This is a genomic window from Pseudomonas sp. NBRC 111131, from assembly GCF_001320525.1.
GTDB lineage: Bacteria > Pseudomonadota > Gammaproteobacteria > Pseudomonadales > Pseudomonadaceae > Aquipseudomonas > Aquipseudomonas ceruminis.
The window spans coordinates 96,708-119,385 of the sequence record NZ_BCBH01000006.1 but is presented as its reverse complement, the minus strand read 5'-3'; the positions used below and the strand labels follow the sequence as shown (position 1 = coordinate 119,385).

Genomic DNA, 22,678 nt, shown 5'->3' with positions numbered 1-22,678 from the left:
GTGTCCAAGATGATGGTCTTTACGGGGAACGCTAACCCCGATCTGGCTCGGCGTGTCGTACGTCAGCTGCATATCCCTCTCGGTGACGTCTCTGTCGGTAAGTTCTCCGACGGCGAGATCAGTACTGAGATCAATGAAAATGTCCGCGGTAAAGACGTCTTCATTATTCAGCCGACCTGTGCCCCGACCAACGATAACCTGATGGAACTGGTAGTGATGGCCGACGCCTTCCGCCGCTCCTCAGCATCCCGAATCACCGCCGTGATTCCTTACTTCGGATACGCCCGCCAGGACCGCCGTCCGCGTTCGGCACGTGTAGCCATCAGCGCCAAAGTCGTCGCTGACATGCTCACTGTCGTAGGTATCGACCGTGTACTCACCGTCGACCTGCACGCTGACCAGATCCAGGGTTTCTTCGATATCCCGGTCGACAACATCTACGGCTCGCCCGTACTGGTCGACGATATCGAAGACCAGCGTTTCGAGAACCTGATGATCGTCTCCCCGGACATCGGTGGTGTCGTGCGCGCACGTGCCGTCGCCAAGTCCCTGGGTGTCGACCTGGGTATCATCGACAAACGCCGTGAAAAGGCTAACCACTCCGAGGTCATGCACATCATCGGCGACGTCGAAGGGCGCACTTGCATCCTGGTAGACGACATGGTCGATACCGCCGGCACCCTGTGCCATGCGGCCAAAGCCCTGAAGGAACACGGCGCTGCCAAGGTTTACGCCTACTGCACGCACCCTGTTCTGTCGGGCCGCGCGATCGAGAACATCGAGAAGTCGGTACTGGACGAGCTGGTGGTGACCAACACCGTTCCGCTGTCCGCCGCTGCTCAAGCCTGTGACCGTATCCGTCAGCTGGATATCGCACCGGTTGTCGCTGAAGCGGTGCGCCGCATCAGCAACGAAGAATCGATCAGCGCGATGTTCCGCTAAGCGGAACACGCGTTGACGAAAAGCGCCCCGCCCCAACATTGGTTGGGGCGGGGCTTTTTTGCCATCCCCGTTGGCGCTGGTCGCAAACGCCTCGGGGGGCTATTTTGGAGAAACAAAATGACTGACTTCACTCTGAACGCCCAAGCGCGTACTGACCTGGGGAAAGGTGCGAGCCGCCGCCTGCGTCACTCCGCCCACATCCCAGCCGTTGTCTACGGTGGTAACAGGGACGCCGAGTCCCTGACCATCCTGGCCAAGGAAATCACCAAGCTGTTCGAAGACGAGGCTGCCTTCAGCCACGTTCTGCAACTGAACGTCGACGGCACCAAGCAAGACGTCGTGGTCAAGGCCCTGCAGCGCCACCCAGCCAAAGGCTTCATCATGCACGCCGACTTCGTTCGCGTTGTTGCTGGCCAGAAGCTGACCGCCAAAGTACCGGTTCACTTCATCAATGAAGAAGCCCCGGTCAAGAAAGGCGGCGAGATCTCCCACGTTGAATCCGAGATCGAAGTTTCCTGCGAAGCCAAAGACCTGCCAGAGTTCATCGAAGTTGACCTGGGCAAGGCTGAGATCGGCACCATCATCCACCTGTCGGACCTGAAAGCTCCGAAAGGCGTAGAGTTCGTCGCTCTGGCCCACGGTGATGACAAAGCGGTTGCCAACGTTCACGCTCCGCGCGTTTCCGCCGAAGCTGCTGAAGAAGGCGCTGCCGAGTAATCCACTCGCGCGCCGGTGTTGATCGGGTTACAGTGCCGCGCGCACCGTAACCCACCAACTCCAAGGAAGAGCCCCTGACGTGACCGCCATCCAGTTGATCGTCGGCCTGGGTAACCCCGGCCCCGAATACGAACAGACCCGGCATAACGCAGGGGCTCTTTTCGTTGAACGCATCGCCAGCGCCCAGCGCGTCTCCCTGACCGCTGACCGCAAGTATTTCGGCCTGACGGCTAAATTCAGCTATCAGGGCAACGATGTTCGCCTGCTGATCCCCACCACCTACATGAACCGTAGCGGCCAGTCCGTGGCGGCCTTGGCCAATTTCTTCCGGATCAAGCCGGAAGCAATCCTGGTGGCGCATGACGAACTCGACCTGCCCCCAGGCGTCGCCAAGCTAAAACGTGGTGGCGGCCATGGTGGGCACAACGGCCTGCGCGACATCATCGCGCAGCTCGGCAACCAAAACGATTTCCACCGCCTGCGGCTTGGCATTGGCCACCCGGGTGACGCCAAACTGGTTTCCAACTTCGTCCTGGGCCGCGCGCCGCGCGCCGAGCAGGAGAAGCTCGACGCCAGCATCGATTTTGCCCTCGGCGTGCTGCCGGACGTGCTTGCCGGCGACTTCGCCAAAGCGATGCGCGAGCTGCACAGCCAGAAGGCCTGATTTCCTAGAGAGGGGAATACCCATGGGTTTCAATTGCGGCATCGTCGGCCTGCCCAACGTCGGCAAGTCCACCCTGTTCAACGCCCTGACCAAGTCTGGCATCGCGGCGGAGAACTTCCCCTTCTGCACCATCGAGCCGAACAGCGGCATCGTGCCGATGCCCGACGCGCGCCTTGCTGCGCTGGCGGAGATCGTCAAGCCTAACCGCATCCTGCCGACCACCATGGAGTTCGTCGACATCGCCGGCCTGGTCGCCGGTGCCTCGAAAGGTGAAGGCCTGGGCAACAAGTTCCTCGCCAACATCCGCGAGACCGACGCCATTGCCCACGTGGTGCGCTGCTTCGAAGACGAGAACGTGATTCACGTTTCCAACAGCGTCGACCCCAAGCGCGACATCGAGATCATCGACCTCGAGCTGATCTTCGCCGACCTCGACAGCTGCGAGAAGCAACTGCAGAAGGTCACCCGCAACGCCAAGGGCGGCGACAAGGAAGCCCTGGCGCAAAAGGCCATCCTGGAAAAGCTGATCCCGCACTTCACCGAAGGCAAGCCGGCACGCAGCCTGATGAAGAACATGGCGGACGACGAAAAGGCCGTCATCCGTGGCTTCCACCTGCTGACCAGCAAGCCGGTGATGTACATTGCCAACGTCGCTGAAGACGGTTTCGACAATAACCCGCACCTGGACGTGGTCAAGGCCATCGCCGAGGAAGAAGGCGCGGTGGTGGTGCCGGTGTGCAACAAGATCGAAGCCGAAATCGCCGAACTTGACGACGGCGAAGAAAAGGACATGTTCCTCGAGGCCCTGGGCCTTGAAGAACCTGGTTTGAACCGCGTGATCCGCGCCGGTTACGAACTGCTCAACCTGCAGACCTACTTCACTGCCGGCGTGCAGGAAGTACGTGCCTGGACCGTCCGCGTCGGCGCCACCGCGCCGCAAGCCGCTGGGGTGATCCATACCGACTTCGAAAAAGGCTTCATCCGCGCCGAAGTGGTGGCCTATGACGACTTCATCCAGTTCAAGGGTGAGGGCGGCGCCAAGGAAGCCGGCAAATGGCGCCTGGAAGGCAAAGACTACATCGTCAAGGACGGCGATGTGATGCACTTCCGCTTCAACGTCTGACCCGCTGCGTGAAGCACTGACGAAAGCCTCCATGACCGGAGGCTTTCGCGTTTCTGGCCCAGGCGCCTGCGCAGTGCGCCGTTCAGATACCGATAGTATCGACCCCACGCCCGACCAGCGAAGGTTCATGATCCATCGCCTGGAGCAACTCGATGAACGCCTCGGCCTGCGGTGAAAGCGCATGGCGGCGCAGGCTCACCACCCCATCACGGATCTGAAAGGCTTCAAGGTCTGGCGAAATGTCAGCCGGCCTGAGTTGGTGCAATCCAAGTGCCTTGCCACCCTCCCACTGGCTCACCTGCAGTTGCGAAGAACAGCCAATGGCATTGGACTGCATGACGATATCCAGCAACGGCCGACCGTTTTCGCACTCCACCGCCGGTAGGTAGTCCCTGCGTCCGGAGTACTGCAGCACCAGGTTTCGGACACCAAAGGAACACACCATCGGGTAGGCGAACAACTGCTCGCGGGTAACGCTCTCCTGCGCGGCCAGAGGGTGATCACTGCGGCAGAAGAAGCACCAGGTGCGCGGCTGCAGTTGGCGAATGCGGTAATTGGGGTCGAGCTCGAAACTCTGCGAGCTGGCGATAAAGAACTCGATCTCTTCGGCCATCAGCCGCTTGGTCAGGTTCTCCCGGGTATCCACCACGAAGTTGGCATTGACCTGTGGCTGAACCTCAAGAAACCGCGCCACCGTACGGGGCACCAACCCCGCCGCTGGGGCCGGGCTGGTGCCGAAATACAGCATGTCGCGGTCGGCGCTGTTGATGCGGCTGATCTTTTCACTCAGCTCGTGGGCCTTGCCCAGAATGTCCAGCGCATAGGACAGCACCAACTGCCCTTGGGGTGTTGGCGGCAGCCCTTTCTGCTCGCGCTCTACCAGCTTGCATCCGGCCTGGTGTTCCAGGGCCTGGATGCTGCGGCTGAAGGCCGGTTGCGACAAGCTCACCGCCTCTGCTGCAAGGGAAAAACTGCGGTGATTGATCAATGCGACGAAGTGCCGGAGGTTTCTTAACTCGTAATGCATTTCACGCATGACCTCTTTTGCCAAAAGCAATTGTATATCGGGGTGGGTAATCTTAGTCTTAAAGAACTAAAATCATCAAATAATTATATTTTTATTCTTTTTGGAAATATAAAGAGGCGCAATTCATGGCCACCACTGTGCACACGTCCGGTAAGCACCTGTTGTGCCGAATTGCGCTCAAGGATGCGCCGGGGATGAGCGTCGTGAACCGCCCCGGTTCGCCCCATGCATCCCATGCATCCAACCACCCAACGACCACGCACCAGGACACCGCGAGTTCGGGCGCAGCAGGACAGCAACCATGACCAATGCTAGAGAAGAAGCTTCAGGAACCGACCGCGAGTACAGCACCGACGTGCTGGTTATCGGGGGCGGTCCGGCCGGTGCATGGGCGGCCATTGGGGCCGCCGCAAAAGGTGCCAAGGTCATCCTGGTGGACAAGGGCTATTGCGGTGCGTCAGGTGCCACGGCGCCGTCGGGTACCGCCGTGTGGTGCGTGGCGCCAGATGCGGCTGGGCGTAAGACAGCCAAGGCCAGCCGCTACGCCATGGGTGGCGAACTGGCTGAGCCGCAATGGATGGATCGGGTGCTGGAGCAGACCTGGCGCAATCTTGAGCAGCTCGCCGAATGGGGCTACCCGTTCCCGGTCGACGAGCAGGGCCAGCAACGCTGGGTGTCCCTGCAGGGGCCGGAGTACATGCGCCTGATGCGCAAACGCGTCAAGCAGGCCGGTGGGCGTATTCTTGATCACAGCCCGGCCCTGGAGCTGTTGGTCGATGAGCATGGCCAGGTCTGCGGTGCCACCGGCATCAGCCGGCAGAAGCAGCAGCGCTGGAGCGTGCGTGCAGGCGCGGTGGTGCTGGCGACGGGTGGGGTGGCCTTCCTCAGTAAGGCGCTAGGGTGCAATGTGCTGACCGGCGACGGCCACCTGATGGCTGCCGAGGCGGGGGCGACATTTTCCGGGATGGAATTTTCCAATGCGTATGGCCTGGGCCCGGCGTTCACCTCGGTGACCAAGTCCGCACTGTACTCCTGGGCCAGCTTCTACTACGCCGATGGCCGCCCGATAGAGGGTGCAGGCTCGGCCAGGGGGCGCGGCGTGATCGCCAGGACCTTGATGAGCGAGCCGGTGTTCGCCCGCCTGGACCGTGCCGATGCGCGCACCCGGCAATGGATGCTGTCGGCGCAACCGAATTTCTTCCTGCCCTTTGAACGCATGGGGCTGGACCCTTTCACCCAGATGTTCCCGGTCACCCTGCGTCTGGAAGGCACGGTGCGCGGCACCGGCGGCCTACGCATCTGCGACAGCCAATGCGCCACCTCGGTACCGGGGCTGTATGCGGCAGGCGATGCGGCCACCCGCGAGCTCATCTGCGGTGCCTTTACCGGTGGTGGCAGCCGCAATGCCGCCTGGGCCTTGTCGTCCGGGCTGTGGGCCGGGGGCGGTGCCGCCGAGTTCGCCCGCGACCAGCGTGGCCACACGTCACGCCGCCTGATCCAGGCCGGCACGGTCGGCCTGCAGGGCAAGGGCAATCATGCTTTCGACCCAGAGGCCGTCATCCGCGCGGTGCAGGCGCAAGTGTTCCCGTACGAGCGCAACTGGTTCCGCCAGGGCGGCCTGCTGGAAGACTCGTTGGCACACCTCGACCCGCTGTGGCAACAGGTACGCCAGGCAGCGCCAGCCAACCCGGAGCAATTGCTACGGGCCCGTGAGGCCGCCGCCATGCTGGCCACCTCGCGCTGGATGTACCGCAGCGCGCTGGCCCGCACCGAGACGCGCGGCATGCACCGGCGCGAAGACCACCCTGCCCTCGACCCGAATCAGCGCCACCGCTTGATCAGCGGCGGCCTCGACGAACTCTGGACAACACGCGAAAGCCTCGGCCCCGTCGACCTCAGCCTGCTACCGGAGAAAGCCGCATGATCGAATTGATAAGTGCCGAGCGCTGCACTGGCTGCGATATCTGCGTACTGGTCTGCCCCACCGACGTGTTCAAGGCAGTGCCGGGCCAACCGCCGGTGATCGCTCGGCAGGCCGACTGCCAAACCTGCTTCATGTGCGAGGTCTATTGCCCGGAGGATGCGCTGTTCGTTTCACCGCTGGCCGAAGAACAGGCCCAGGTGGATGAACGACAACTGTCCGAACGCGGCCTGCTCGGCGGGTATCGCGAGGCGCTCGGTTGGGGCAAGGGGCGGCGCTCGACCGCCGCACTCGACGAAAGCTACCAATTTATCAAGGGCATCTGACATGAAACGTCTCAACCAATGGCTCATTGGCCTGGCAGCACTTTGCGGCTTGGTCTGCGGCGCTCACGCCGCTCAGGAGCTACCCAGCGCAATCCGTATCGCCGTACCCGACACCAGCACCACAGCCAAGCGCTACAGCGGTGGCATGGTGGATATCCTGGTCGACCAGAAACGCTTCGAGCAGGAATTCGCCAAGGACGGCATCAAGATCGAATGGGTCTATGTGCGCGGCGCAGGCCCGGCCATCAACGAGGCCCTGGCCAACCAGCAGGTGGACTTCGCCTACTATGGCGACCTACCGGCCATCGTCGGCCGCGCCAATGGCCTGGACACTCAGTTGATCAGCGCCAGCCGGCGTAACAGCAAGGCGTACCTGGGCGTGACGGCAAACTCCGGGATCCACAGCCTGGCCGATCTGAAAGGCAAAAAGCTGGCGGTGTTCCGTGGTACCACCTACCACCTCTCGCTGATCCGCGCCCTGGATGCCCAGGGGTTGTCCGAGCGCGACCTGAAAATCACCAGCATGGACACCAGCGCCTCCACCGCGGCGTTGGTTGCGGGCCTGGTCGACGCGGTGTGGGGCGCCAACAACCTGCTCACGCTCGACCAACGAGGGCTGGCCAAGGTTGCACTGACGACCCATGACCTGAACAACGTCGGCGCCACCCACGAAGTGGTGGTTGGCAGAAAAGCCTTCATCGATCGCTACCCCGAGGTGGTGGTACGCCTGCTCAAGGCCCACCAGAAAGGCTACGAGTGGCTGGCCGATGTACACAACAAGGCGCCCTACCTGGTCAAGGCTTCCGAGTGGTCGGGCTACCCGCCTGCGCTGCTGGAGCGTGACCTGGGCGACGAAGATTTTGCCGACCACTACTCGCCGCGCCTGGACGCACCGTTTCTCGATACCCTACAAGCAGACATCGCGGTGGCCCAGCGCCTGCGCCTGATCCGCCAGGCCTTCCCGCTCGCCGATTGGGTACGCCCTGAATTCCAGGCCCAAGCCCTGGCCGCCTCGCAGACCGCAGCCCTGGCGCCCTCACAGCCGTGACCTCAACGGCCTAGCTCGGCGATGTCGCGCACCTCCAGCACCGGCCGAGGCGCACCCCGGCGGACCGTGGCGAGCATGGCTCGCCCGATTTGTTCGGTGGTCAGCACCAGGTGCGGGAACAGCTTGCGCAACAGCGGCAGGGTCCAGCCCAGCCAGCGATAGAACAGCCGATAACTACGGGTCTTGGACTGCTCGCCGTGCATCGGCTGGATCGCTGCGGGCCGCAGCAGGTACACGCCGCGGAACGGCAGGCGCTGCAACGCGTTCTCGGTGCGCCCTTTGACCCGTGCCCACATCACCCTGCCTTGCTCGCTGCTGTCGGTACCCGCCCCGGACACGTAGACAAACACCATCTGCGGATTGAGCCGCGACAGCACCTTGGCGGCGGCCAGTGGCAGGTCATGGTTGATGCGAACGTAACCTGCCTCGTCGATCTCGCTGGCCGAAACGCCCAGGCAGAACAGGCAGGCATCATAGCCACTGAGGTCCGCCTCGAGCCCGCTGTAGTCGAACAGGTCGGCGCGCACCAACTGGCGCAGTTTCGGATCGTCCTGCTGCAGCGCTGTGCGCCCCACTACCAGCACCTGCGACACGTCATCGGCGCGCAAGGCTTCGCGCAGCACACCTTGCCCCAGCATGCCGCTGGCACCGAACAGAATCACTTTCATCCCATCTTCTCCTGGTCGTTTCGCCGGCAGCTCATTTGCGCCTTTTCAGCCCGTCCATCCCGGCGGGCAGTTGTGCGTCGGGGAAGTGCGTGGAAAGCGTAGTCTCTCGCCACTGTTCCAGCTCTTCGGCACGCACACGCTCATCCTGTTCATAGACAAACAGCGCATCCGCACCCAGCAGCAAGCGCAGGGGCAGGTCGTCACGGCGCGACAGCGCCACGATCAGTTCGGCGATCTTCACCGGGTCACCGATTTCCTGCCCACCGTAGCTGGCCAGCAGCCTGAGCACATGCCCCACCGTCGCATCGTAATCCGGGAGCATGCCTTCGACCGGGCGCTTGGCTTCCCCTGCCCAATCGGTGCGCATGCCACCGGGCTCGAGGGTGCAGATCTGGATACCCAACGGCGAGACTTCTTTGGCCACCACATCGCTGAAGCCGCCGACCGCCCACTTCGCCGCCTGATAGGCCGAAAGGCCCGGGGTCGACGTGCGCCCACCAACCGAGGACACCTGGAAGATATGGCCACTGCGCTGGCCACGCATCACTGGCAACACGGCACGGGTCAGGTTGACGACGCCAAACAGGTTGGTCTCCAGTTGCGCACGGAAATCCTCCGAGGACATCTGCTCGAACGGAACGGTGTGGCCGTAGCCTGCGTTATTGACCAGCACATCGAGACCACCGAAGGCATCCAGTGCCAGTTGCACAGCCCGCTGCGCCGCCGCTTCGTCGGTGACGTCGAGCGCGACCGCACGGACTTGATCCGGGTAGCGAGCCACCAGATCATCCAGGCGCTGCGGGTCGCGGGCAGCGGCCACCAGGCGATCACCGTTTTTCAGTACTGCTTCACTGATGGAACGGCCCAGACCGCGCGCCGCACCTGATACAAGCCACACTTTGGACATGATTCGACTCCTTCGTCGACAATAATGAGTGATTACGCACTCAACTAAAAACTACAAAAAAAGGGCCCTGTCAGCGCCCGCCAAGGGCTGCCCACAGGGCGTTGAAGCCTGCATCGCGATACACATCTGCCTGTTCCGGGGCTTGCTTGATGAACTCCATCGAAGCTTCGGCCATCGATACGAACAAGGCACCATAGAAGGCCTGTGCCTGTTCCGCCGACAACCCGCTCACCAGGCTACGCTCGCGCAGCAGGGCCCCGAGTTCGTCGAAGCCCTCGGCCCCGGCGGCACGATGATCGGTGTCGATCCGCCCGCTCACCCCCAACTGGCGTAGCGCTTCACGGGCGCTGGGGCATTCGATACCCCAGGCCACATAGCCATTCCAGGCATGCCGCACCTGTTGCTCAGGCGTGCCGTCATTGGGGTAGCCCGCCATCATCGCCTGGCGTAAGCCGGCCTTGAGTTCCAGGTACAACTCGTTGAGCAGTACGTCCTTGTTTTCGAAGTAGGTGAACACCGTGCCCTCGGCGACCCCAGCCAGGCGGGCAATACGCGCTGTGGTCGCGCTCAGGCCTTGCTCGGCGAAGGCCTGGCTGGCGGCGGCGAGAATGGCGTTGCGTTTGTCGTGACTGCGGGGACGGGCCATGTTGGATAACTTAATTGAGTGATTGCTCAATCATAAACGTAAATTCGTCCAATGCAAGCCCCTGCCCGATCATCGGTCAACACCCTGCTCACTCTCAGCGTTGAGGCGGTGCAAGCCCACCACCAACGCGTCCAGCAAGTGGCGCACCGCCGGGACCATGCCGCGGCGCGTGGGGAAGATCGCATGCACCAGCCCTGGCGCAGTGGACACACCCGGCAGCACCTGCACCAACCTGCCCGCGTCAATGTCGGCAACCACCAGCTCACGCGGCAGCACCGCTACCCCAATGCCCCGCAGCACAGCGCTGCGCAGGCTGGTCAGGTCGTCGGTCGCCAAGCGCGGCTGGTGAACCAGCGAAATACGCTGCCCCTGCTCGTCCAACAGCTGCCAGGTGTACTTCTCGCCATCGTTCGCCATGGACAATGTTGGCCAGGCTTGCAGGCAGTTGAGCGAGTGAGGCGTCGGAAAAGTGGCCACCAGGGTAGGACTGGCGACCAGAATGCGAACTGAATGACCCAGCGGCCGAACAGCCAGGTCGGTGTTTTCCAGCGGCGGCACACGCACCCGAATCGCCAGGTCCAGTCCTTCCTCGACCACATCCACACGGCGGTTGGTGGCATCGAGCAGGACCTGAACCTGCGGGTTGGCCTCCAGGTACTCGGCAAGGATCTCGCCGATCCCGGAACTGAGCAGCCCCCCGGGGCAACTGATGCGCACCGCCCCTTGCGGCTGGGTGCGCGTCTGTTCCACCAGGCCCTTGGCCGCCTGGGCTTCAGCCACCAGCGCAGCGCAATGCTGATAGAACTGTCGCCCAGTCTCGGTCAGCGACAGGCTGCGGCTGGTGCGGTTGAGCAAGCGCACACCCAGTTCCTCCTCCAGTGCGCGGATACGCCGGCTGAGCTTGGAGGTTTGCGCCCCCAGGCTACGGGCTGCAGCGGTGAAACTGCCGTGATCGACCACCTGGACGAACAGCCGCAGGTCATTGAGGTCGGTGATCTGTTTCATGGAAGGGCCCGTCTTAATCGTTGCGATTAGAACAACGATACCTTGCCAATATGGAGATATCACAGAACTCATTGCGTATTTAGCATGCATCCTCACTCAATCAACGAGGCGCTGCCCATGCTCACCCATCGTCGCTGGACCTCACTGGATAGCGCTGATCATGGCTGGCTGCAGGCCAAGTACCACTTCATTGTCAGTGCCGACGGCAACCCCGCGCACAGCGCACTGGGGCCGCTGGTGGTGTGGAACGATGACGAGATAGCGCCGGGGCACGGCTTCCCGATGCATGGCCACCAGGACATGGAAATCGTGACCTACGTCCGTCAGGGCATCCTCGGCCACCGCGACAGCCTGGGTGAACAAGGCAGCCTGCATGCCGGGGACGTGCAGGTGGTCAGCGCCGGCAGTGGCATCCGCCACACCGAGTTCAACCAGGGCGAGGGCCCCCTCAGGCTGTACCAGATCTGGTTGCTGCCGCGCACCCGCGGTGAGGCGCCACGCTGGGCCACACGGCGCTTCCCCAAGGCTGACAAAGCCGGGCGCTTCGCCGTACTGGCCAGCGGCTTTGGCGAAGATCGCGAGGCCTTGCCGCTGCGCGCAGATGCCCGCCTGCTGGCCGCCACGCTGCAGCGGGGCGAACAACTGCGGCAGCCGCTCGACACCGCACGCCAGGCCTACCTGGTGGTGGCCTCCGGGCGAATCGAAGTCGATGGCCAAGCGGTGGGTGCACTGGATGGCGTGGCCATCACCGACGCGTGCGCCATCCACATTCACGCCCTTGAAGATTCCGAGCTGGTGATGGTGGACGCCGGCTGAGTTTCCTACCTCTCAGTCCACCGAACAGGAGAACACCATGAACCGTTACCACTACCTTCCACTGCTGGGCCGTGTGCTGATAGGCCTGCCCTTCTTCATGAGCGGGCTTGGCAAACTGGCCGCCCATGATGCCACCGTCGGCTACATCGCCTCGGTTGGCCTGCCCGCGCCGGGCCTGGCCTACCTTGCCGCCCTCCTGATTGAGGCCGGTGGTGGCCTGCTGCTGATCGCCGGATACCGCACCCGTGCAGTGGCCCTGGCCCTGGCCGTGTTCAGCGTGATCGCCGCGGTGTTCTTCCACCACGATTTCGCCGACCAGAACCAGATGATCCACTTCCTGAAAAACGTGATGATGGCGGGCGGGTTGCTGCAGATCGTGTTCTTTGGTGCAGGGCCATTGAGCCTGGATGCGCGTCTGGGCCGCACTGCCACGCCGAGCAGTGCTGCCAGCCTTGGCTAACGGTTGGCCTGGGTGAACCCGCGCCTGCAGGGCAGGCGCCGTTCTCAAATGCAAACCGGGTACCGTTAGGCTGAAACGCCCTGGCAAAGGCTCAGAAGCGCTCTTCAACCACCTTGAACGGGTAGGCGACAGCCTTGTACTTGCCGATCTTGCCGCGCTTGGGCAGTTTGACCACCTCGTCGCGGGTAACGTCCTTGTACGGCACGCGTGTCAGCAGGTGGCTGATGATGTTCAGCCGGGCACGGCGTTTATCGTTGGAGTGGGCCAGAAACCAGGGCGCCCAGGATGAGTCGGACGCGGCGAACATCTCGTCGCGGGCACGGGTGTAGTCATCCCAGCGGCCGTAGGACTTGAGGTCCATGGGCGACAGCTTCCACAGCTTGCGGCCATCGTTGATGCGGTCCTGCAGGCGCCGGGTCTGCTCCTCGGCGCTGACTTCCAGCCAGTATTTGACGAGGATGATCCCCGACTCGACCATCAATTTTTCCAGCAACGGCACTACGGTGAGGAATTTGCTGGCCTGCTCCTCGGTGCAAAAGCCCATCACCCGCTCCACGCCAGCACGGTTGTACCAACTGCGGTCGAAGATCACCACTTCGCCGGCGGCCGGCAGGTGGTTGAGGTAACGCTGGGCGTACATCTGGGTCTTTTCCCGCTCGGTAGGCGCCGGCAACGCCACCACCCGGAACACCCGTGGGCTGACCCGCTCGGTGATGGCCTTGATGGTGCCACCCTTGCCGGCACCGTCGCGGCCCTCGAACAGGATGCATACCTTCAGGCCTTTGGCCACGACCCACTCCTGCAGTTTTACCAACTCCACATGCAGGCTCTTGAGTTGCTTCTCGTACGCCTTGCCGCCCAACTTCTCTACGGGTGCTTGCTGGTCCTTTTTCCTGGACGGCTTTGCCATGACGCGCTCCTGAGGGCAAATGAACAATCAGTATGGTCGATCCCGGCCCATTTACTTCGCCAGCGTGTTGTAGCTGGTCATCAGGTTGCGGTAGTCCGGCAGGTGGTTGGAGAACAACGTCCCCAGCCCCTCGATATCGTTACGCCAGTCACGGTGCAGTTCGCAGGCCACGCCAAACCAGGTCATCAGTTGCGCCCCGGCAGCCTCCATGCGCCGCCAGGCCGAATCGCGGGTCAGCGCGTTGAACGTGCCAGAGGCATCGGTGACCACGAACACCTCAAAGCCCTCCTCCAGCGCCGACAATGCCGGGAAGGCCACACACACTTCGGTCACCACCCCGGCAATCAGCAACTGCTTCTTACCGGTTGCCTTCACCGCCTTGACGAAGTCTTCGTTGTCCCAGGCGTTGATGTTGCCGGGCCGGGCGATGTACGGGGCGTCGGGGAATTGCGCCTTGAGTTCGGGCACCAGCGGGCCGTTAGGGCCGGTTTCGAAACTGGTGGTGAGAATGGTCGGCAGTTTGAAGTACTGGGCCAGGTCAGCCAGGGCCAGCACGTTGTTCTTGAAGCGGTCGGGGTCGATATCTCGAACCAGCGACAGCAGGCCGGCCTGGTGATCGACCAGCAGGACCGCAGCGTTGTTCTTGTCCAGACGTTTGTATTGGAAAGCCATGACCGATCTCCTTGCTTGCGCGGGTTAGGAGTATCAGCGTAGGCAAGGATGGGGTAAGGGAAAGACCGTCAGTCGGTCGGGGCGTCAATACTCGCGGCGCTTGCCGAAGGCCCAGCGCCCTGCAAGCACGGTGAATGTCGCCACCAATGCCACCAGCACCCAGAAGCCGTGTGGGTCGTCCGCCAGCGGTACGCCACCGACGTTCATGCCAAAAAAGCCAGCAATGATGTTGATGGGCAGCGCCAGCACGGTCACCACCGTCAGGGTGAACAGCGTGCGGTTGGTCTGCTCGTTGAGCTTGGCCGCGATTTCTTCCTGCAACAGTTTGATCCGCTCACCCAGGGTGGTGAGGTCGCTGATCACCAGGGTGAACTCTTCAGTGGCTGAGCGCAGTTGGCGCATGTCCTGCTCCTGCAACCACTCAGGCGGGCGGTTTAGCAGCCGCAGCAACGCACCAGGCTCCAACGCCAACAGGCGCTGGAGGCGCACCAGCACGCGGCGCATGCTGCTCAGTTCGGCGCGGTTGTCGCTCAGGCGTTGCGACAGCAACTGGTCCTCGATACGGTCGACGCTGCTGGTGGTCTCGCGCACGATCTGGGTCAGCACGTCGCCTTGGTCGCGTAGCAGATGGACCAGCAACTCGATGGGCGAATGAAAGCATTCGCCCTTCTTGACCGATGAGCGCAGCTTGTCCACCGAATGCAGCGGCTGCAGCCGCGCACTGACCAGCAGCCGGCTGCTGGCGCACGCCCACAGCGTGGACACATCCGATGACACCAGGCCGAAGTTGAACACCACGTCGTTGACCACCGCCAGCAGGGCCGAATCGGCGTGTTCGATGCGCGTGGAGCGCGAGCCCTCACGCAGCGTCTCGAAGAAAGCTTCCGGTAGTGCCAGGTGGGCACGCAACCAGCGCTCGCAGGCGGCATGGGCAAGGTTGAGGTGCAGCCAGAGGAATTCGTCTGGGTCTGCCGGCTCGCTGAGCGTGCGCAAGGCCTGGGCCGAGTCGATCTCACGGCCGGGCTGGCCAGGACGAAAGGCAAAAGCGTAGAGCAGGCCGAACAGGTCATGGTCCTGTTGAGGGTGCAGCGCGTGATGACCCATTCGAACTCGCAATGAGGCACTGGGGTGGATGGCAGAAATGTTGCGGGATGTAAGTTGCAGTTCGATGACAACGGTCCCTGCAGCGGTAGAGGGCGCAGGAGGTAGTACCGTTGGTTTACAAATTCCTGAACTAATTATTTCCCCGCAGCGATTTTTCCCCTTGCCCACCCCCACCAGAATCGCTTCACCACAATCACAATAACCCTGAGACCATTTCCGTGGACCAGCCACTGCGGGGCGTGCGGCAACAGTGCCCGCACACGCCGGTGATGGTAGCTGTCGAGATGGCCTGACTGGATACCGACCATGACCACTTCCCATTACATCGCTGGCCGCTGGGTCGAAGGCCTGGGCAGCGACTGCATTACCGTCAACGACCCTTCGCTGGGTCAACCCTTTGCCGAATTGATGGCCGCCAGCGTTGCCCAGGTGGACCAGGCCGTGGCCGCAGCGCGCGAGGCCCTGCCCGCCTGGAAACAGGTCAGCGCCAGCGCGCGCGCGCGCTACTTGCGCGGTTTCGCCGACCAATTGGGGCAACGCCGTGAGGCATTGATCGCCTTGCAGATGCGCAACAATGGCAAGCCACGCCACGAGGCCGAGATCGACCTGGACGACGCTGTGGCCACCTTCGTCTATTACGCCGACCTGGCCGAACAACTGCCACAGAAGAATTGCGACGTGCCCCTGGCCGCACCGGGCTTTACCGCACGCACCCGCCTGGAGCCAGTTGGCGTGGTCGGCCTGATCGTGCCGTGGAATTTCCCGCTGGTGACCAGCGCCTGGAAACTCGCCCCAGCCTTGGCGGCAGGCTGCACCGTGGTGCTCAAACCGTCGGAAGTGACGCCGTTGATCGAACAGGCCTATGGCCAGATTGCCGAGACCCTTGGCCTGCCCGCAGGGGTGTTGAACATCGTCAACGGCAAGGCTGAAACCGGTGCCGCGCTGAGCAGCCACAGCGGCCTGGACAAACTGTCGTTCACCGGCAGCAACAGCGTCGGCAGCCAGGTGATGCGCAGTGCGGCAGCGCAATGCCGTCCTGTGACCCTGGAACTGGGCGGCAAGTCGGCAATCGTGGTGTTCGATGATTGCGATGTCGACCAGGCGGTGGAGTGGATCGTCGCCGGTTTTACCTGGAACGCCGGGCAGATGTGCTCGGCGACTTCACGCCTGCTGGTACAGGAGGGTATCGCCGACGCGTTGCTGCCGCGCCTGCAGCAAGCGCTGGAACAGCTGCGCGTCGGTAACCCGTCGAGCGCAGAAGTGGACATGGGGCCACTGACCAGCCAGGCGCAATGGCTGAAAGTCGCCAGCTACTTCGCGACCGCCCGTGAAGAAGGCTTGCGGTGCCTGGCCGGAGGCAAGGCACTGGACCGCGAAGGTTGGTTCGTCAGCCCGACGCTGTACACCGATGTGCCGGTGGACAGCCGTTTGTGGACCGAGGAAATCTTCGGCCCGGTGCTGTGCGCGCGGCGCTTTTCGACTGAAGCGCAAGCGATTGCTGAAGCCAACGACAGCCGGTTTGGCCTGGTCGCCACGGTTTGCTCGGCTGACCTGGAGCGCGCGGAGCGTGTGGCCGATGCGCTGGAAGTCGGGCATGTGTGGATCAACTCGGTGCAGGCGGTGTTCGTCGAGACGTCGTGGGGGGGCAACAAGGGCAGCGGGATTGGGCGTGGGCTTGGGCCTTGGGGGTTGTCGGGCTACCTCTCGGTCAAGCATGTGACCCGCTGCTTGGGCTGATCAGCTAAGGCGGGGCAAGCCCGCTCCCACATGAAGTGCGTAAGCGTCTGGTAGTTGAGACAATCGCTCCCCCAGGTAACCTGCCACGCTACCTGGGGTGGGGTTCACACCGTCTCGTCAGCCGGGCGCGAACCTTCCTGCACCAGCACCATGCTCTGCGGCGACGACAGAGCAATACCTTCGTCGCGCAGCCGCCCCAGGATGGTGAACAACAGGTCGCTACGCGCGCCCGATACCTGCCGCGGTCCCGCCACATAACCGCTGACACTGATCACCATGCCATTGGCCGTCAGGTCCTTGAAGCTCACCGACGGCGCCGGCGCATCCAGGATCGACTCATGCTCGTGATAAGCGGCCAGCAATAGCTCACGTACCCGATTGGCGTCCGTCTCCAGCGGCAAGGTCAGGCTGATGCCGACCACGCCCAGGGCGTTGCCCATGGTGACGTTGCGCACGTTCTGCGAAATGAACTGCGAGTTGGGCACAATCACCGTGGAGCGGTCGGACATCTGGATCTCGGTGGCACGCACGTTGATCCGGCGAATGTCCCCCTCCACCCCGGCCAGGCTCACCCAGTCACCCACCTTGACCGGGCGCTCGGTGAGCAGGATCAGGCCGGAGATGAAGTTCTGCACGATCTGCTGCAAGCCAAAACCGATACCCACCGACAACGCACTGACCACCCAGGTCAGGCTGGTCAGGTTGATGCGCAAGGTCGACATCACCAGCATGGCCAGGAACAGGAAGCCCAGGTAACCGACCAGGGTCACCAGCGAGGCACGCATGCCGGCGTCCATGTCGGTTTCCGGCAGCAGGCGCTCGCTCAGCCAGCGCTTGAGTACCCGAATGCCGAACAGGCCGCCGAAGAACATCGCCACGGCCAACAGGATGTCTTGCGGCACGATGTTCAGGTTGCCCAGCACCTTGCCACCGGTGCCGTCCCAGTCACCCAGGCTGAGCAGCAGCTCACCGGGGCTGGTGCCCGAAGGCATCAGTGCCAGCAGCACCGCCAGGAACAGCAGCACCGTGCGGCCAATGCCGGCCAATATGGTGCTGGCCTGAGCCTGGTGACGTGGCGCCAGGCCCAGTGTCGAGGCCAGGGCCAAGCCGCCGGGCTGGCGCGGTGACAGCAGTGTTTCACACAGATCGCCCAGGAAGGTGATCAGCAGGTAGGCGCAGGTGGCGACCACGCTGATCCAAAGCAGCTTGGCCGTGAGGAAATACGCCAGGGTCAGGTAGCCGGTGAGCAGGGTCAGCACGATCAGCCCGACCCAGACCACGATCACGAACGGGATCAACCCGGCCATGCCGGTCGGGCGCTCCAGGTCGTGCTTGCGCAAGGTACGGCGGTAGCGAATCAGCGCGCTGGAGAAAATCGCCGTCACCACCAGTGCCGTCAGCCCGTTGGTGGCCACGGTCAGCGCCAGGCTGGTGCCGATCACGCTGTTGATGCGCTCCATGGTCAGCATCACCATCAGCGCCAAGGCCAGTAGCTTGGGGAACCAGCCCAGGGCGCTGGCCACCTCGTCGTGGATCGGAGGCAGGCGCCAGGACGGGCGCTGCAGCATCAGCATGGCGCGGCCCAGGCCGGTGATGAAGGCGCTGAACACAACCAGTGTGAGGAAGTGATTGGTCAGGCTGGCAATATCGGACCCCAGCTGCGCGCTGCTCTCCAGGCCCCACCGCAACAGCGCCACGGAGCCGGCAATGGTGCCCAGGGTGGCCAGGCTCACCCCCAATGCCAACGCGCTACGGCGCAAACGGCCTTCGGGCAACCAGCGAATCATGGCATCGGCGAGCAAGCGCTCCAGTACCCGGCGAGCCAGCGTCCAGACCAGGATCGCTGCCACCAGGCTTGTGATGAAGAACCAGCGGTGCTCGGCGCTGAAGGCACTGGCGACGGCATCGGCCGCCTCGCCACGCAAATCGCGCAGGCGCAGCACGTCTTCATCGGTCGGGCGGATCAATGACTGCCAGAAGGCCGGGCTCAGGGGGCTGGCTGCACGGCTGGTGACCTGTGAGTTGAACTGGCTGCGGCGCAGGTTGACGATCTGGGTGGACAGGTCGCGCGCCGACTGGGTCAGCTTGCTGGCCTGTTCCTGCTCGGCGAGCAGGGCCTTCTTCTCGGCTTCCAGCTGCTTGCGCTGCGAGGTGAGGCTGGCGGCTTCGTCCGGCTGCACCGGGCCGATGACCTTGAGCTTGTCGTCAAGTTTGTCCACGTCGGCCGTGCGCAGGGCACTCAATGCATCGGCCTGGCGCTGGACCTGTACGGCAGCCAGGCGCAACTGCGACAACAAGTCGTCGTTGGCGTTGCTGGTCACCCCTTGACGAATCTGGTCCAGACGATCGCTCAACTGCTCGATGCTGGCATTCTCGTCCAGCACGGGCAGCTCAGCGGCGGCCAGGCTGGACACCGGCGCAGAAGCCGACCACGCCGGCGCAGCGAGCGCCAGCATCAGGGCCATTACACCCAGGTAAAAACGGGCAAGGCTGACACGCCTCATCGAATGTTCCTCTTTGCACTTCGATTTGGCGGTGGATTCTACGCGGCTTGAGGCAATCAGGAGAGTGCCGTTTCTCGCGCCAACAATTGCCGCTTGCGCTCCACACCCCAGCGGTAGCCGCTGATGTCACCGTCACGGCGCACCACGCGGTGACACGGAATGGCCACGGCAATGCGGTTAGCCGCGCAGGCCATGGCCACGGCGCGCACGGCTTTGGGGGCACCGATACGTTCAGCGATCTCGGTGTAGCTCACCCGGCTGCCCACCGGCACTTCGCGCAATGCTTGCCAGACCCGCTCCTGAAAGGCCGTACCCTGCACATCCAAGGGCAGGTCCAGGCCAAGTGCGGGTGCTTCGACAAAGCCCACCACCTCGGCAACCAGGCGTTCGTACGCGGCATCGCCACCGATCAGCCGGGCCTTGGGGAACTGGTCCTGCAACTGCTCAAGCAGCGCTTGGGGTTCATCGCCCAGCAGAATCGAGCAGATGCCTTTTTCGCTCTGGGCCACCAGGATTGCGCCCAGAGAACACTGACCAACGGCGAAGTGAATGGTCGCGCCCGCGCCACCGGCGCGGTATTGGCGTGGGCGCATACCCAGCCGCTGGTCGGCGCTTTCGTAGAAACGGCTGTTGGAGTTGTAACCGGCGTCATAGATGGCATCGGTCACCGAGCGTTGCCCATCGCCCAGCCGTTCGCGCAGGCGGCGGGCGCCCAAGGCCGTGGCGTAGGCCTTGGGCGTGAGGCCGGTTTCGGCCTTGAACAGCCGGTGCAGGTGAAACGGGCTGACGGCCAGTTGCGCGCCAAGTTGGTCGAGGCTGGGAGGGGTGTCGCTGCTTTCGAGCAGGCGGCAGGCCCGGGCGACCAGCTCGCTGCGGCGATTGACGACCGGCGTGCTCAGGCAACGCCGGCACGGGCGATAGCCGGCGGCTTCGGCAGCGGTGGCCTGGGCGAAGAATTCGACATTCTCGCGTTTGGCCATGCGTGAGGTGCAGCCGGGTTGGCAGTACACCCCAGTGGTGCGCACGGCGTAGACGAAGTGGCCTGCGGCTGCGGTGTCGCGGGTCTGAACGGCTTGCCAGCGTTGGTCATCGGTGCTGTAGGGGGTCATTGGGGTATGCCTCATCTGCTTGTCTGGTCTGGGCCGGCTGTTTCGCGGCAGCCCGCTTCCACAGGTGCTTGGAATAACTTAAAGCCTGATGGAGGGCTCAGGCCCGCCACAGGTACCAGGCCGCCACTGTCCGATAGGGACGCCACCCACCCCCCAGTGAACGCATCTGCGCTGGCGTCGGTGCCTTTTCCAGCCCCTTGAGCCGGCGATACCCCTCACGTACGCCAAAATCGTCCACCGGCAAGATATCCGATCGCTCCAGGCTGTAGATCAACAACATTTCCACCGTCCAACGCCCCACGCCGCGCAACGCGACCAGGCGCTCGATCAAGGCATCGTCCGTCATCGCCAACGCGTCTTCCCGACAGGGCACTGCACCGTCCCGTGTCGCCTGGGCCACCCCCTGCAGGGTGGCCAGCTTGCTCGCTGAAAAACCACAGGCGCGCAGCGTTTGCGGCGCCACTGCCAGCAACTGCTGCGGCGTGGGGAACCCTTGGCCAGGAAACAGCGCCAGCAATCGCCCTAGAATCGCTTCGGCCGCGCGGGCGTGCAGTTGCTGATAGGCAATTGCCCGCACCAGCGCCTCATAGGGCTCGCGCCCAGGTGTCGCCCGGTGCAGACAAGGCCCGGTCGCAGCAATGTGCCGTGCCCAGTCAGGGTCCAGCGCGGCGAGGTGGTCGGCGGCCTCGCGGTAGGCTTCGGGCGAGAGGTCGGTCAGGATCATCCAGCGCTCCAATGGGTTCAGTGCAGGTCCAGCTTAACCCACCCGCATGCCTGCGAAACGCCGGATCTTGCGCGGCTAATTCCGGGCTTACCGTTGCTCAGGGCCATCATCCGCGCATAGAATTGAGAACTATTCACAGTCGTATATGTTCCATCCAAGGGACCAGGCTTTCGCAACGATGCAGATCAACGACACGCTCAAGCCGGCCGAGGTCGCCCTGCTTTATCAGGCCCACCACGCCTGGCTTCGTGGCTGGCTGCGCAGCCGGGTCGGCTGCCAGGAGCATGCCGCGGACCTGGCGCAAGACACCTTCGTGCGCCTGCTGCGCGCACGCCAGGTTTCGCCGCTCAAGGAGCCACGCGCGTACCTCAGCAGCATTGCCCGGGGGCTGATGATCGACCAGTTCCGCCGCCGCGCACTGGAGCGAGCCTATCAGGAAAGCCTGGCCCACCTGCCCGAAGGCGAAGTACCCAGTGAAGAACATCGGCTGCTCATTCTCGATACCCTCGAACGCCTCGACCGTGCGTTGCTGCAGCTCAAGCCGAGGGTGCGCCAGGCCTTTCTGCTGGCTCAGCTCGATGGCCTGAGCATCCCGCAAATTGCCCTGCGCCTCGAAGTGTCGCGGGCCACCATCGAACGCGACCTGGCCAAGGCCCTGGGCGTCTGCTACCGGTTGCGCTATGCCGAGCCCTGATCGCGCGCCAGCGCAGGCCCAGGTCGACCAGGCCATCGAATGGCTGGTAAAGCTGCGCTTCGATACCCCAAGCCCGGCTACTGAGCAGCAGTTCCAGCAATGTCTGGGCCGCCACCCGCATAATGCGCAGGCCTGGCAGCGCGTCAGCAGCTTAAGTGACGAGTTGGCCGGGCTGCCCAGCGGGCTGAGCCAGCGTACCCTGGAAGGCAGCCAGCGCCAGCGTATGAACCGGCGTGACCACCTCAAGCTGCTGGCGGTACTGGCGGCCGGTGGCAGCCTCGGCTGGGCCGCGCGTGAGCCCTTGGGGTTGTCGGGCCTGATGGCCGATAGCAGCACCGCCACTGGCGAGCGCCGCCAGTTGCAGGGCAGCGATGGCAGCCGGCTTCAGCTCAATACAGCCAGCGCCATCGACCTGCGCTACAGCGCCGATCAACGCGAACTGGCCCTGCTGCGGGGTGAAGTAAGCCTGGACGTAAACGCTGACGACAACCGGCTGTTCCGTATCGCCACGCGTGTCGGCGCCCTCGGCACCACTGACGGCCAACTGCTGCTGCGTGAGAACGATCAAGGTTTGCTGCTGGCCGTGCGCCGCGGCGAAGTCACGCTGTTCCCCGCCTCGGCTTCGCCCCGCCTGGTAGGCCCCGGCGAGATACTGCAGGTATCGGCCAACGGCTCCTATCAACAGGCCAGCGTGCATGGCGACCCCTGGGGTTGGACCGACGGGGTGCTCAGCGTGCAACAGATGCCCCTGGGTGAATTCGCCGCCGAACTGTCGCGCTATCGCCCGGGCCTGCTGCGCTGCGCCCCTGAAGTGGCCGGGCTGAAAGTCTCCGGCACCTATCAACTGGGTGACACCGGGCAGATCCTGCAGTTGCTTGCGCGCAGCCTGCCGGTTCGCATTGACTACCGCACGCGCTATTGGGTCAGCATCGGCGCGGCCTGAAAATATCAAAA

General features: G+C 63.4%; 23 protein-coding genes. 12 read left to right on the top strand and 11 right to left on the bottom strand.

Annotated features, from left to right (window positions below; genetic code table 11):
• The 4 genes from APH34_RS08355 (at position 1) to ychF (ending at position 3,446) form a co-directional block, all read left to right on the top strand.
• Positions 1 to 942 carry a ribose-phosphate pyrophosphokinase gene (locus APH34_RS08355; protein WP_003247410.1) on the top strand — a complete coding sequence of 314 codons (942 nt, stop codon included), beginning with the start codon at positions 1 to 3 and terminating at the stop codon, positions 940 to 942.
• Positions 943 to 1,059: 117 nt separating this feature from the next.
• Entirely contained in the window at positions 1,060 to 1,659 is a 600-nt protein-coding gene (locus tag APH34_RS08350) for a 50S ribosomal protein L25/general stress protein Ctc (protein WP_054900702.1), read from the top strand.
• Positions 1,660 to 1,738: 79 nt separating this feature from the next.
• Complete coding sequence (gene pth / locus APH34_RS08345; RefSeq protein WP_054900701.1) at positions 1,739 to 2,323, top strand: aminoacyl-tRNA hydrolase; 585 nt, start codon at positions 1,739 to 1,741, stop codon at positions 2,321 to 2,323.
• 22 nt (positions 2,324 to 2,345) lie between these two features.
• The gene (gene ychF / locus APH34_RS08340; RefSeq protein ID WP_008099042.1) at positions 2,346 to 3,446 is read left to right on the top strand and encodes a redox-regulated ATPase YchF; all 1,101 of its coding nucleotides are present in this window, start codon (positions 2,346 to 2,348) and stop codon (positions 3,444 to 3,446) included.
• Positions 3,447 to 3,528: 82 nt separating this feature from the next.
• Here the strand turns inward: ychF and APH34_RS08335 are convergent, their stop codons facing one another.
• Complete coding sequence (locus APH34_RS08335; protein ID WP_054900700.1) at positions 3,529 to 4,482, bottom strand: LysR family transcriptional regulator; 954 nt, start codon at positions 4,480 to 4,482, stop codon at positions 3,529 to 3,531.
• 292 nt (positions 4,483 to 4,774) lie between these two features.
• Between APH34_RS08335 and APH34_RS08330 the strand changes: the two genes are divergently transcribed.
• Genes APH34_RS08330 through APH34_RS08320 form a run of 3 tightly spaced genes read left to right on the top strand, consistent with a single transcriptional unit; the run spans position 4,775 to position 7,768 of the window.
• Positions 4,775 to 6,397, top strand: coding sequence for an FAD-dependent oxidoreductase (locus APH34_RS08330; protein ID WP_054900699.1), 1,623 nt, complete (start codon positions 4,775 to 4,777; stop codon positions 6,395 to 6,397).
• On the top strand, positions 6,394 to 6,720 hold the full coding sequence (locus APH34_RS08325) for a ferredoxin family protein (RefSeq protein WP_054900698.1): 327 nt from the start codon (positions 6,394 to 6,396) through the stop codon (positions 6,718 to 6,720). The genes APH34_RS08330 and APH34_RS08325 overlap by 4 nt, the downstream gene beginning before the upstream one ends.
• 1 nt (position 6,721) lies before the next feature.
• On the top strand, positions 6,722 to 7,768 hold the full coding sequence (locus tag APH34_RS08320; RefSeq protein WP_054900697.1) for an ABC transporter substrate-binding protein: 1,047 nt from the start codon (positions 6,722 to 6,724) through the stop codon (positions 7,766 to 7,768).
• Between the two features lie 2 nt (positions 7,769 to 7,770).
• On the opposite strand, the gene APH34_RS08315 is transcribed toward APH34_RS08320, so the two are convergent.
• The 4 genes from APH34_RS08315 to APH34_RS08300 all read right to left on the bottom strand — a co-directional run bounded on the left by APH34_RS08315 (position 7,771) and on the right by APH34_RS08300 (position 10,994).
• A complete protein-coding gene (locus APH34_RS08315) occupies positions 7,771 to 8,436 on the bottom strand; it encodes an NAD(P)H-binding protein (RefSeq protein ID WP_054900696.1) in 666 nt (221 codons plus the stop codon).
• A gap of 31 nt (positions 8,437 to 8,467) precedes the next feature.
• Entirely contained in the window at positions 8,468 to 9,343 is an 876-nt protein-coding gene (locus APH34_RS08310) for an SDR family NAD(P)-dependent oxidoreductase (protein WP_054900695.1), read from the bottom strand.
• Between the two features lie 70 nt (positions 9,344 to 9,413).
• Positions 9,414 to 9,989, bottom strand: a complete 576-nt coding sequence (locus APH34_RS08305) for a TetR/AcrR family transcriptional regulator (RefSeq protein WP_054900694.1) — start codon at positions 9,987 to 9,989, stop codon at positions 9,414 to 9,416.
• A 69-nt stretch (positions 9,990 to 10,058) separates the two neighbouring features.
• Positions 10,059 to 10,994 (bottom strand): LysR substrate-binding domain-containing protein, encoded by a 936-nt coding sequence (locus tag APH34_RS08300; RefSeq protein WP_082422742.1) that lies wholly within the window; start codon positions 10,992 to 10,994, stop codon positions 10,059 to 10,061.
• Positions 10,995 to 11,111: 117 nt separating this feature from the next.
• Between APH34_RS08300 and APH34_RS08295 the strand changes: the two genes are divergently transcribed.
• Together APH34_RS08295 and APH34_RS08290 are read left to right on the top strand one after the other, a co-directional pair.
• Entirely contained in the window at positions 11,112 to 11,810 is a 699-nt protein-coding gene (locus tag APH34_RS08295) for a pirin family protein (RefSeq protein WP_054900783.1), read from the top strand.
• Between the two features lie 37 nt (positions 11,811 to 11,847).
• Entirely contained in the window at positions 11,848 to 12,270 is a 423-nt protein-coding gene (locus APH34_RS08290) for a DoxX family protein (RefSeq protein WP_054900693.1), read from the top strand.
• 91 nt (positions 12,271 to 12,361) lie between these two features.
• On the opposite strand, the gene ppk2 is transcribed toward APH34_RS08290, so the two are convergent.
• From ppk2 to APH34_RS08275, 3 genes are all read right to left on the bottom strand, one after another.
• A complete protein-coding gene (gene ppk2 / locus APH34_RS08285) occupies positions 12,362 to 13,180 on the bottom strand; it encodes a polyphosphate kinase 2 (RefSeq protein ID WP_054900692.1) in 819 nt (272 codons plus the stop codon).
• A 51-nt stretch (positions 13,181 to 13,231) separates the two neighbouring features.
• The gene (ycaC, locus tag APH34_RS08280) at positions 13,232 to 13,852 is read right to left on the bottom strand and encodes an isochorismate family cysteine hydrolase YcaC (protein WP_054900691.1); all 621 of its coding nucleotides are present in this window, start codon (positions 13,850 to 13,852) and stop codon (positions 13,232 to 13,234) included.
• Between the two features lie 84 nt (positions 13,853 to 13,936).
• Positions 13,937 to 14,956 (bottom strand): transporter, encoded by a 1,020-nt coding sequence (locus APH34_RS08275; RefSeq protein ID WP_054900690.1) that lies wholly within the window; start codon positions 14,954 to 14,956, stop codon positions 13,937 to 13,939.
• Positions 14,957 to 15,262: 306 nt separating this feature from the next.
• Between APH34_RS08275 and APH34_RS08270 the strand changes: the two genes are divergently transcribed.
• Entirely contained in the window at positions 15,263 to 16,693 is a 1,431-nt protein-coding gene (locus APH34_RS08270; protein WP_054900689.1) for an aldehyde dehydrogenase family protein, read from the top strand.
• Positions 16,694 to 16,797: 104 nt separating this feature from the next.
• Here APH34_RS08270 and APH34_RS08265 read toward each other — a convergent pair whose 3' ends face one another.
• The 3 genes from APH34_RS08265 to APH34_RS08255 all read right to left on the bottom strand — a co-directional run bounded on the left by APH34_RS08265 (position 16,798) and on the right by APH34_RS08255 (position 21,030).
• Complete coding sequence (locus tag APH34_RS08265; RefSeq protein WP_054900688.1) at positions 16,798 to 19,197, bottom strand: DUF3772 domain-containing protein; 2,400 nt, start codon at positions 19,195 to 19,197, stop codon at positions 16,798 to 16,800.
• A gap of 56 nt (positions 19,198 to 19,253) precedes the next feature.
• Positions 19,254 to 20,306, bottom strand: a complete 1,053-nt coding sequence (gene ada, locus APH34_RS08260; RefSeq protein ID WP_054900687.1) for a bifunctional DNA-binding transcriptional regulator/O6-methylguanine-DNA methyltransferase Ada — start codon at positions 20,304 to 20,306, stop codon at positions 19,254 to 19,256.
• A gap of 97 nt (positions 20,307 to 20,403) precedes the next feature.
• Entirely contained in the window at positions 20,404 to 21,030 is a 627-nt protein-coding gene (locus APH34_RS08255; RefSeq protein ID WP_054900686.1) for a DNA-3-methyladenine glycosylase, read from the bottom strand.
• A gap of 178 nt (positions 21,031 to 21,208) precedes the next feature.
• On the opposite strand from APH34_RS08255, the gene APH34_RS08250 reads away from it, so the two are divergent.
• Together APH34_RS08250 and APH34_RS08245 are read left to right on the top strand one after the other, a co-directional pair.
• Positions 21,209 to 21,724 (top strand): sigma-70 family RNA polymerase sigma factor, encoded by a 516-nt coding sequence (locus tag APH34_RS08250; protein ID WP_054900685.1) that lies wholly within the window; start codon positions 21,209 to 21,211, stop codon positions 21,722 to 21,724.
• The gene (locus tag APH34_RS08245) at positions 21,711 to 22,667 is read left to right on the top strand and encodes a FecR domain-containing protein (RefSeq protein ID WP_054900684.1); all 957 of its coding nucleotides are present in this window, start codon (positions 21,711 to 21,713) and stop codon (positions 22,665 to 22,667) included. Before APH34_RS08250 ends, APH34_RS08245 begins: the two co-directional genes overlap by 14 nt.
• The last annotated feature ends 11 nt before the right edge of the window (positions 22,668 to 22,678 follow it).

Excerpts from the sequence above, each read along its gene's own strand:
- APH34_RS08350 (WP_054900702.1), top strand. The coding sequence starts at position 1,060 with ATGACTGACTTCACTCTGAACGCCCAAGCGCGTACTGACCTGGGGAAA.
- ychF (WP_008099042.1), top strand. The coding sequence starts at position 2,346 with ATGGGTTTCAATTGCGGCATCGTCGGCCTGCCCAACGTCGGCAAGTCC.
- APH34_RS08335 (WP_054900700.1), bottom strand. The coding sequence starts at position 4,482 with ATGCGTGAAATGCATTACGAGTTAAGAAACCTCCGGCACTTCGTCGCA.
- APH34_RS08330 (WP_054900699.1), top strand. The coding sequence starts at position 4,775 with ATGACCAATGCTAGAGAAGAAGCTTCAGGAACCGACCGCGAGTACAGC.
- APH34_RS08325 (WP_054900698.1), top strand. The coding sequence starts at position 6,394 with ATGATCGAATTGATAAGTGCCGAGCGCTGCACTGGCTGCGATATCTGC.
- APH34_RS08320 (WP_054900697.1), top strand. The coding sequence starts at position 6,722 with ATGAAACGTCTCAACCAATGGCTCATTGGCCTGGCAGCACTTTGCGGC.
- APH34_RS08315 (WP_054900696.1), bottom strand. The coding sequence starts at position 8,436 with ATGAAAGTGATTCTGTTCGGTGCCAGCGGCATGCTGGGGCAAGGTGTG.
- APH34_RS08310 (WP_054900695.1), bottom strand. The coding sequence starts at position 9,343 with ATGTCCAAAGTGTGGCTTGTATCAGGTGCGGCGCGCGGTCTGGGCCGT.
- APH34_RS08305 (WP_054900694.1), bottom strand. The coding sequence starts at position 9,989 with ATGGCCCGTCCCCGCAGTCACGACAAACGCAACGCCATTCTCGCCGCC.
- APH34_RS08300 (WP_082422742.1), bottom strand. The coding sequence starts at position 10,994 with ATGAAACAGATCACCGACCTCAATGACCTGCGGCTGTTCGTCCAGGTG.
- APH34_RS08295 (WP_054900783.1), top strand. The coding sequence starts at position 11,112 with ATGCTCACCCATCGTCGCTGGACCTCACTGGATAGCGCTGATCATGGC.
- APH34_RS08290 (WP_054900693.1), top strand. The coding sequence starts at position 11,848 with ATGAACCGTTACCACTACCTTCCACTGCTGGGCCGTGTGCTGATAGGC.
- ppk2 (WP_054900692.1), bottom strand. The coding sequence starts at position 13,180 with ATGGCAAAGCCGTCCAGGAAAAAGGACCAGCAAGCACCCGTAGAGAAG.
- ycaC (WP_054900691.1), bottom strand. The coding sequence starts at position 13,852 with ATGGCTTTCCAATACAAACGTCTGGACAAGAACAACGCTGCGGTCCTG.
- APH34_RS08275 (WP_054900690.1), bottom strand. The coding sequence starts at position 14,956 with ATGGGTCATCACGCGCTGCACCCTCAACAGGACCATGACCTGTTCGGC.
- APH34_RS08270 (WP_054900689.1), top strand. The coding sequence starts at position 15,263 with ATGACCACTTCCCATTACATCGCTGGCCGCTGGGTCGAAGGCCTGGGC.
- APH34_RS08265 (WP_054900688.1), bottom strand. The coding sequence starts at position 19,197 with ATGAGGCGTGTCAGCCTTGCCCGTTTTTACCTGGGTGTAATGGCCCTG.
- ada (WP_054900687.1), bottom strand. The coding sequence starts at position 20,306 with ATGACCCCCTACAGCACCGATGACCAACGCTGGCAAGCCGTTCAGACC.
- APH34_RS08255 (WP_054900686.1), bottom strand. The coding sequence starts at position 21,030 with ATGATCCTGACCGACCTCTCGCCCGAAGCCTACCGCGAGGCCGCCGAC.
- APH34_RS08250 (WP_054900685.1), top strand. The coding sequence starts at position 21,209 with ATGCAGATCAACGACACGCTCAAGCCGGCCGAGGTCGCCCTGCTTTAT.
- APH34_RS08245 (WP_054900684.1), top strand. The coding sequence starts at position 21,711 with ATGCCGAGCCCTGATCGCGCGCCAGCGCAGGCCCAGGTCGACCAGGCC.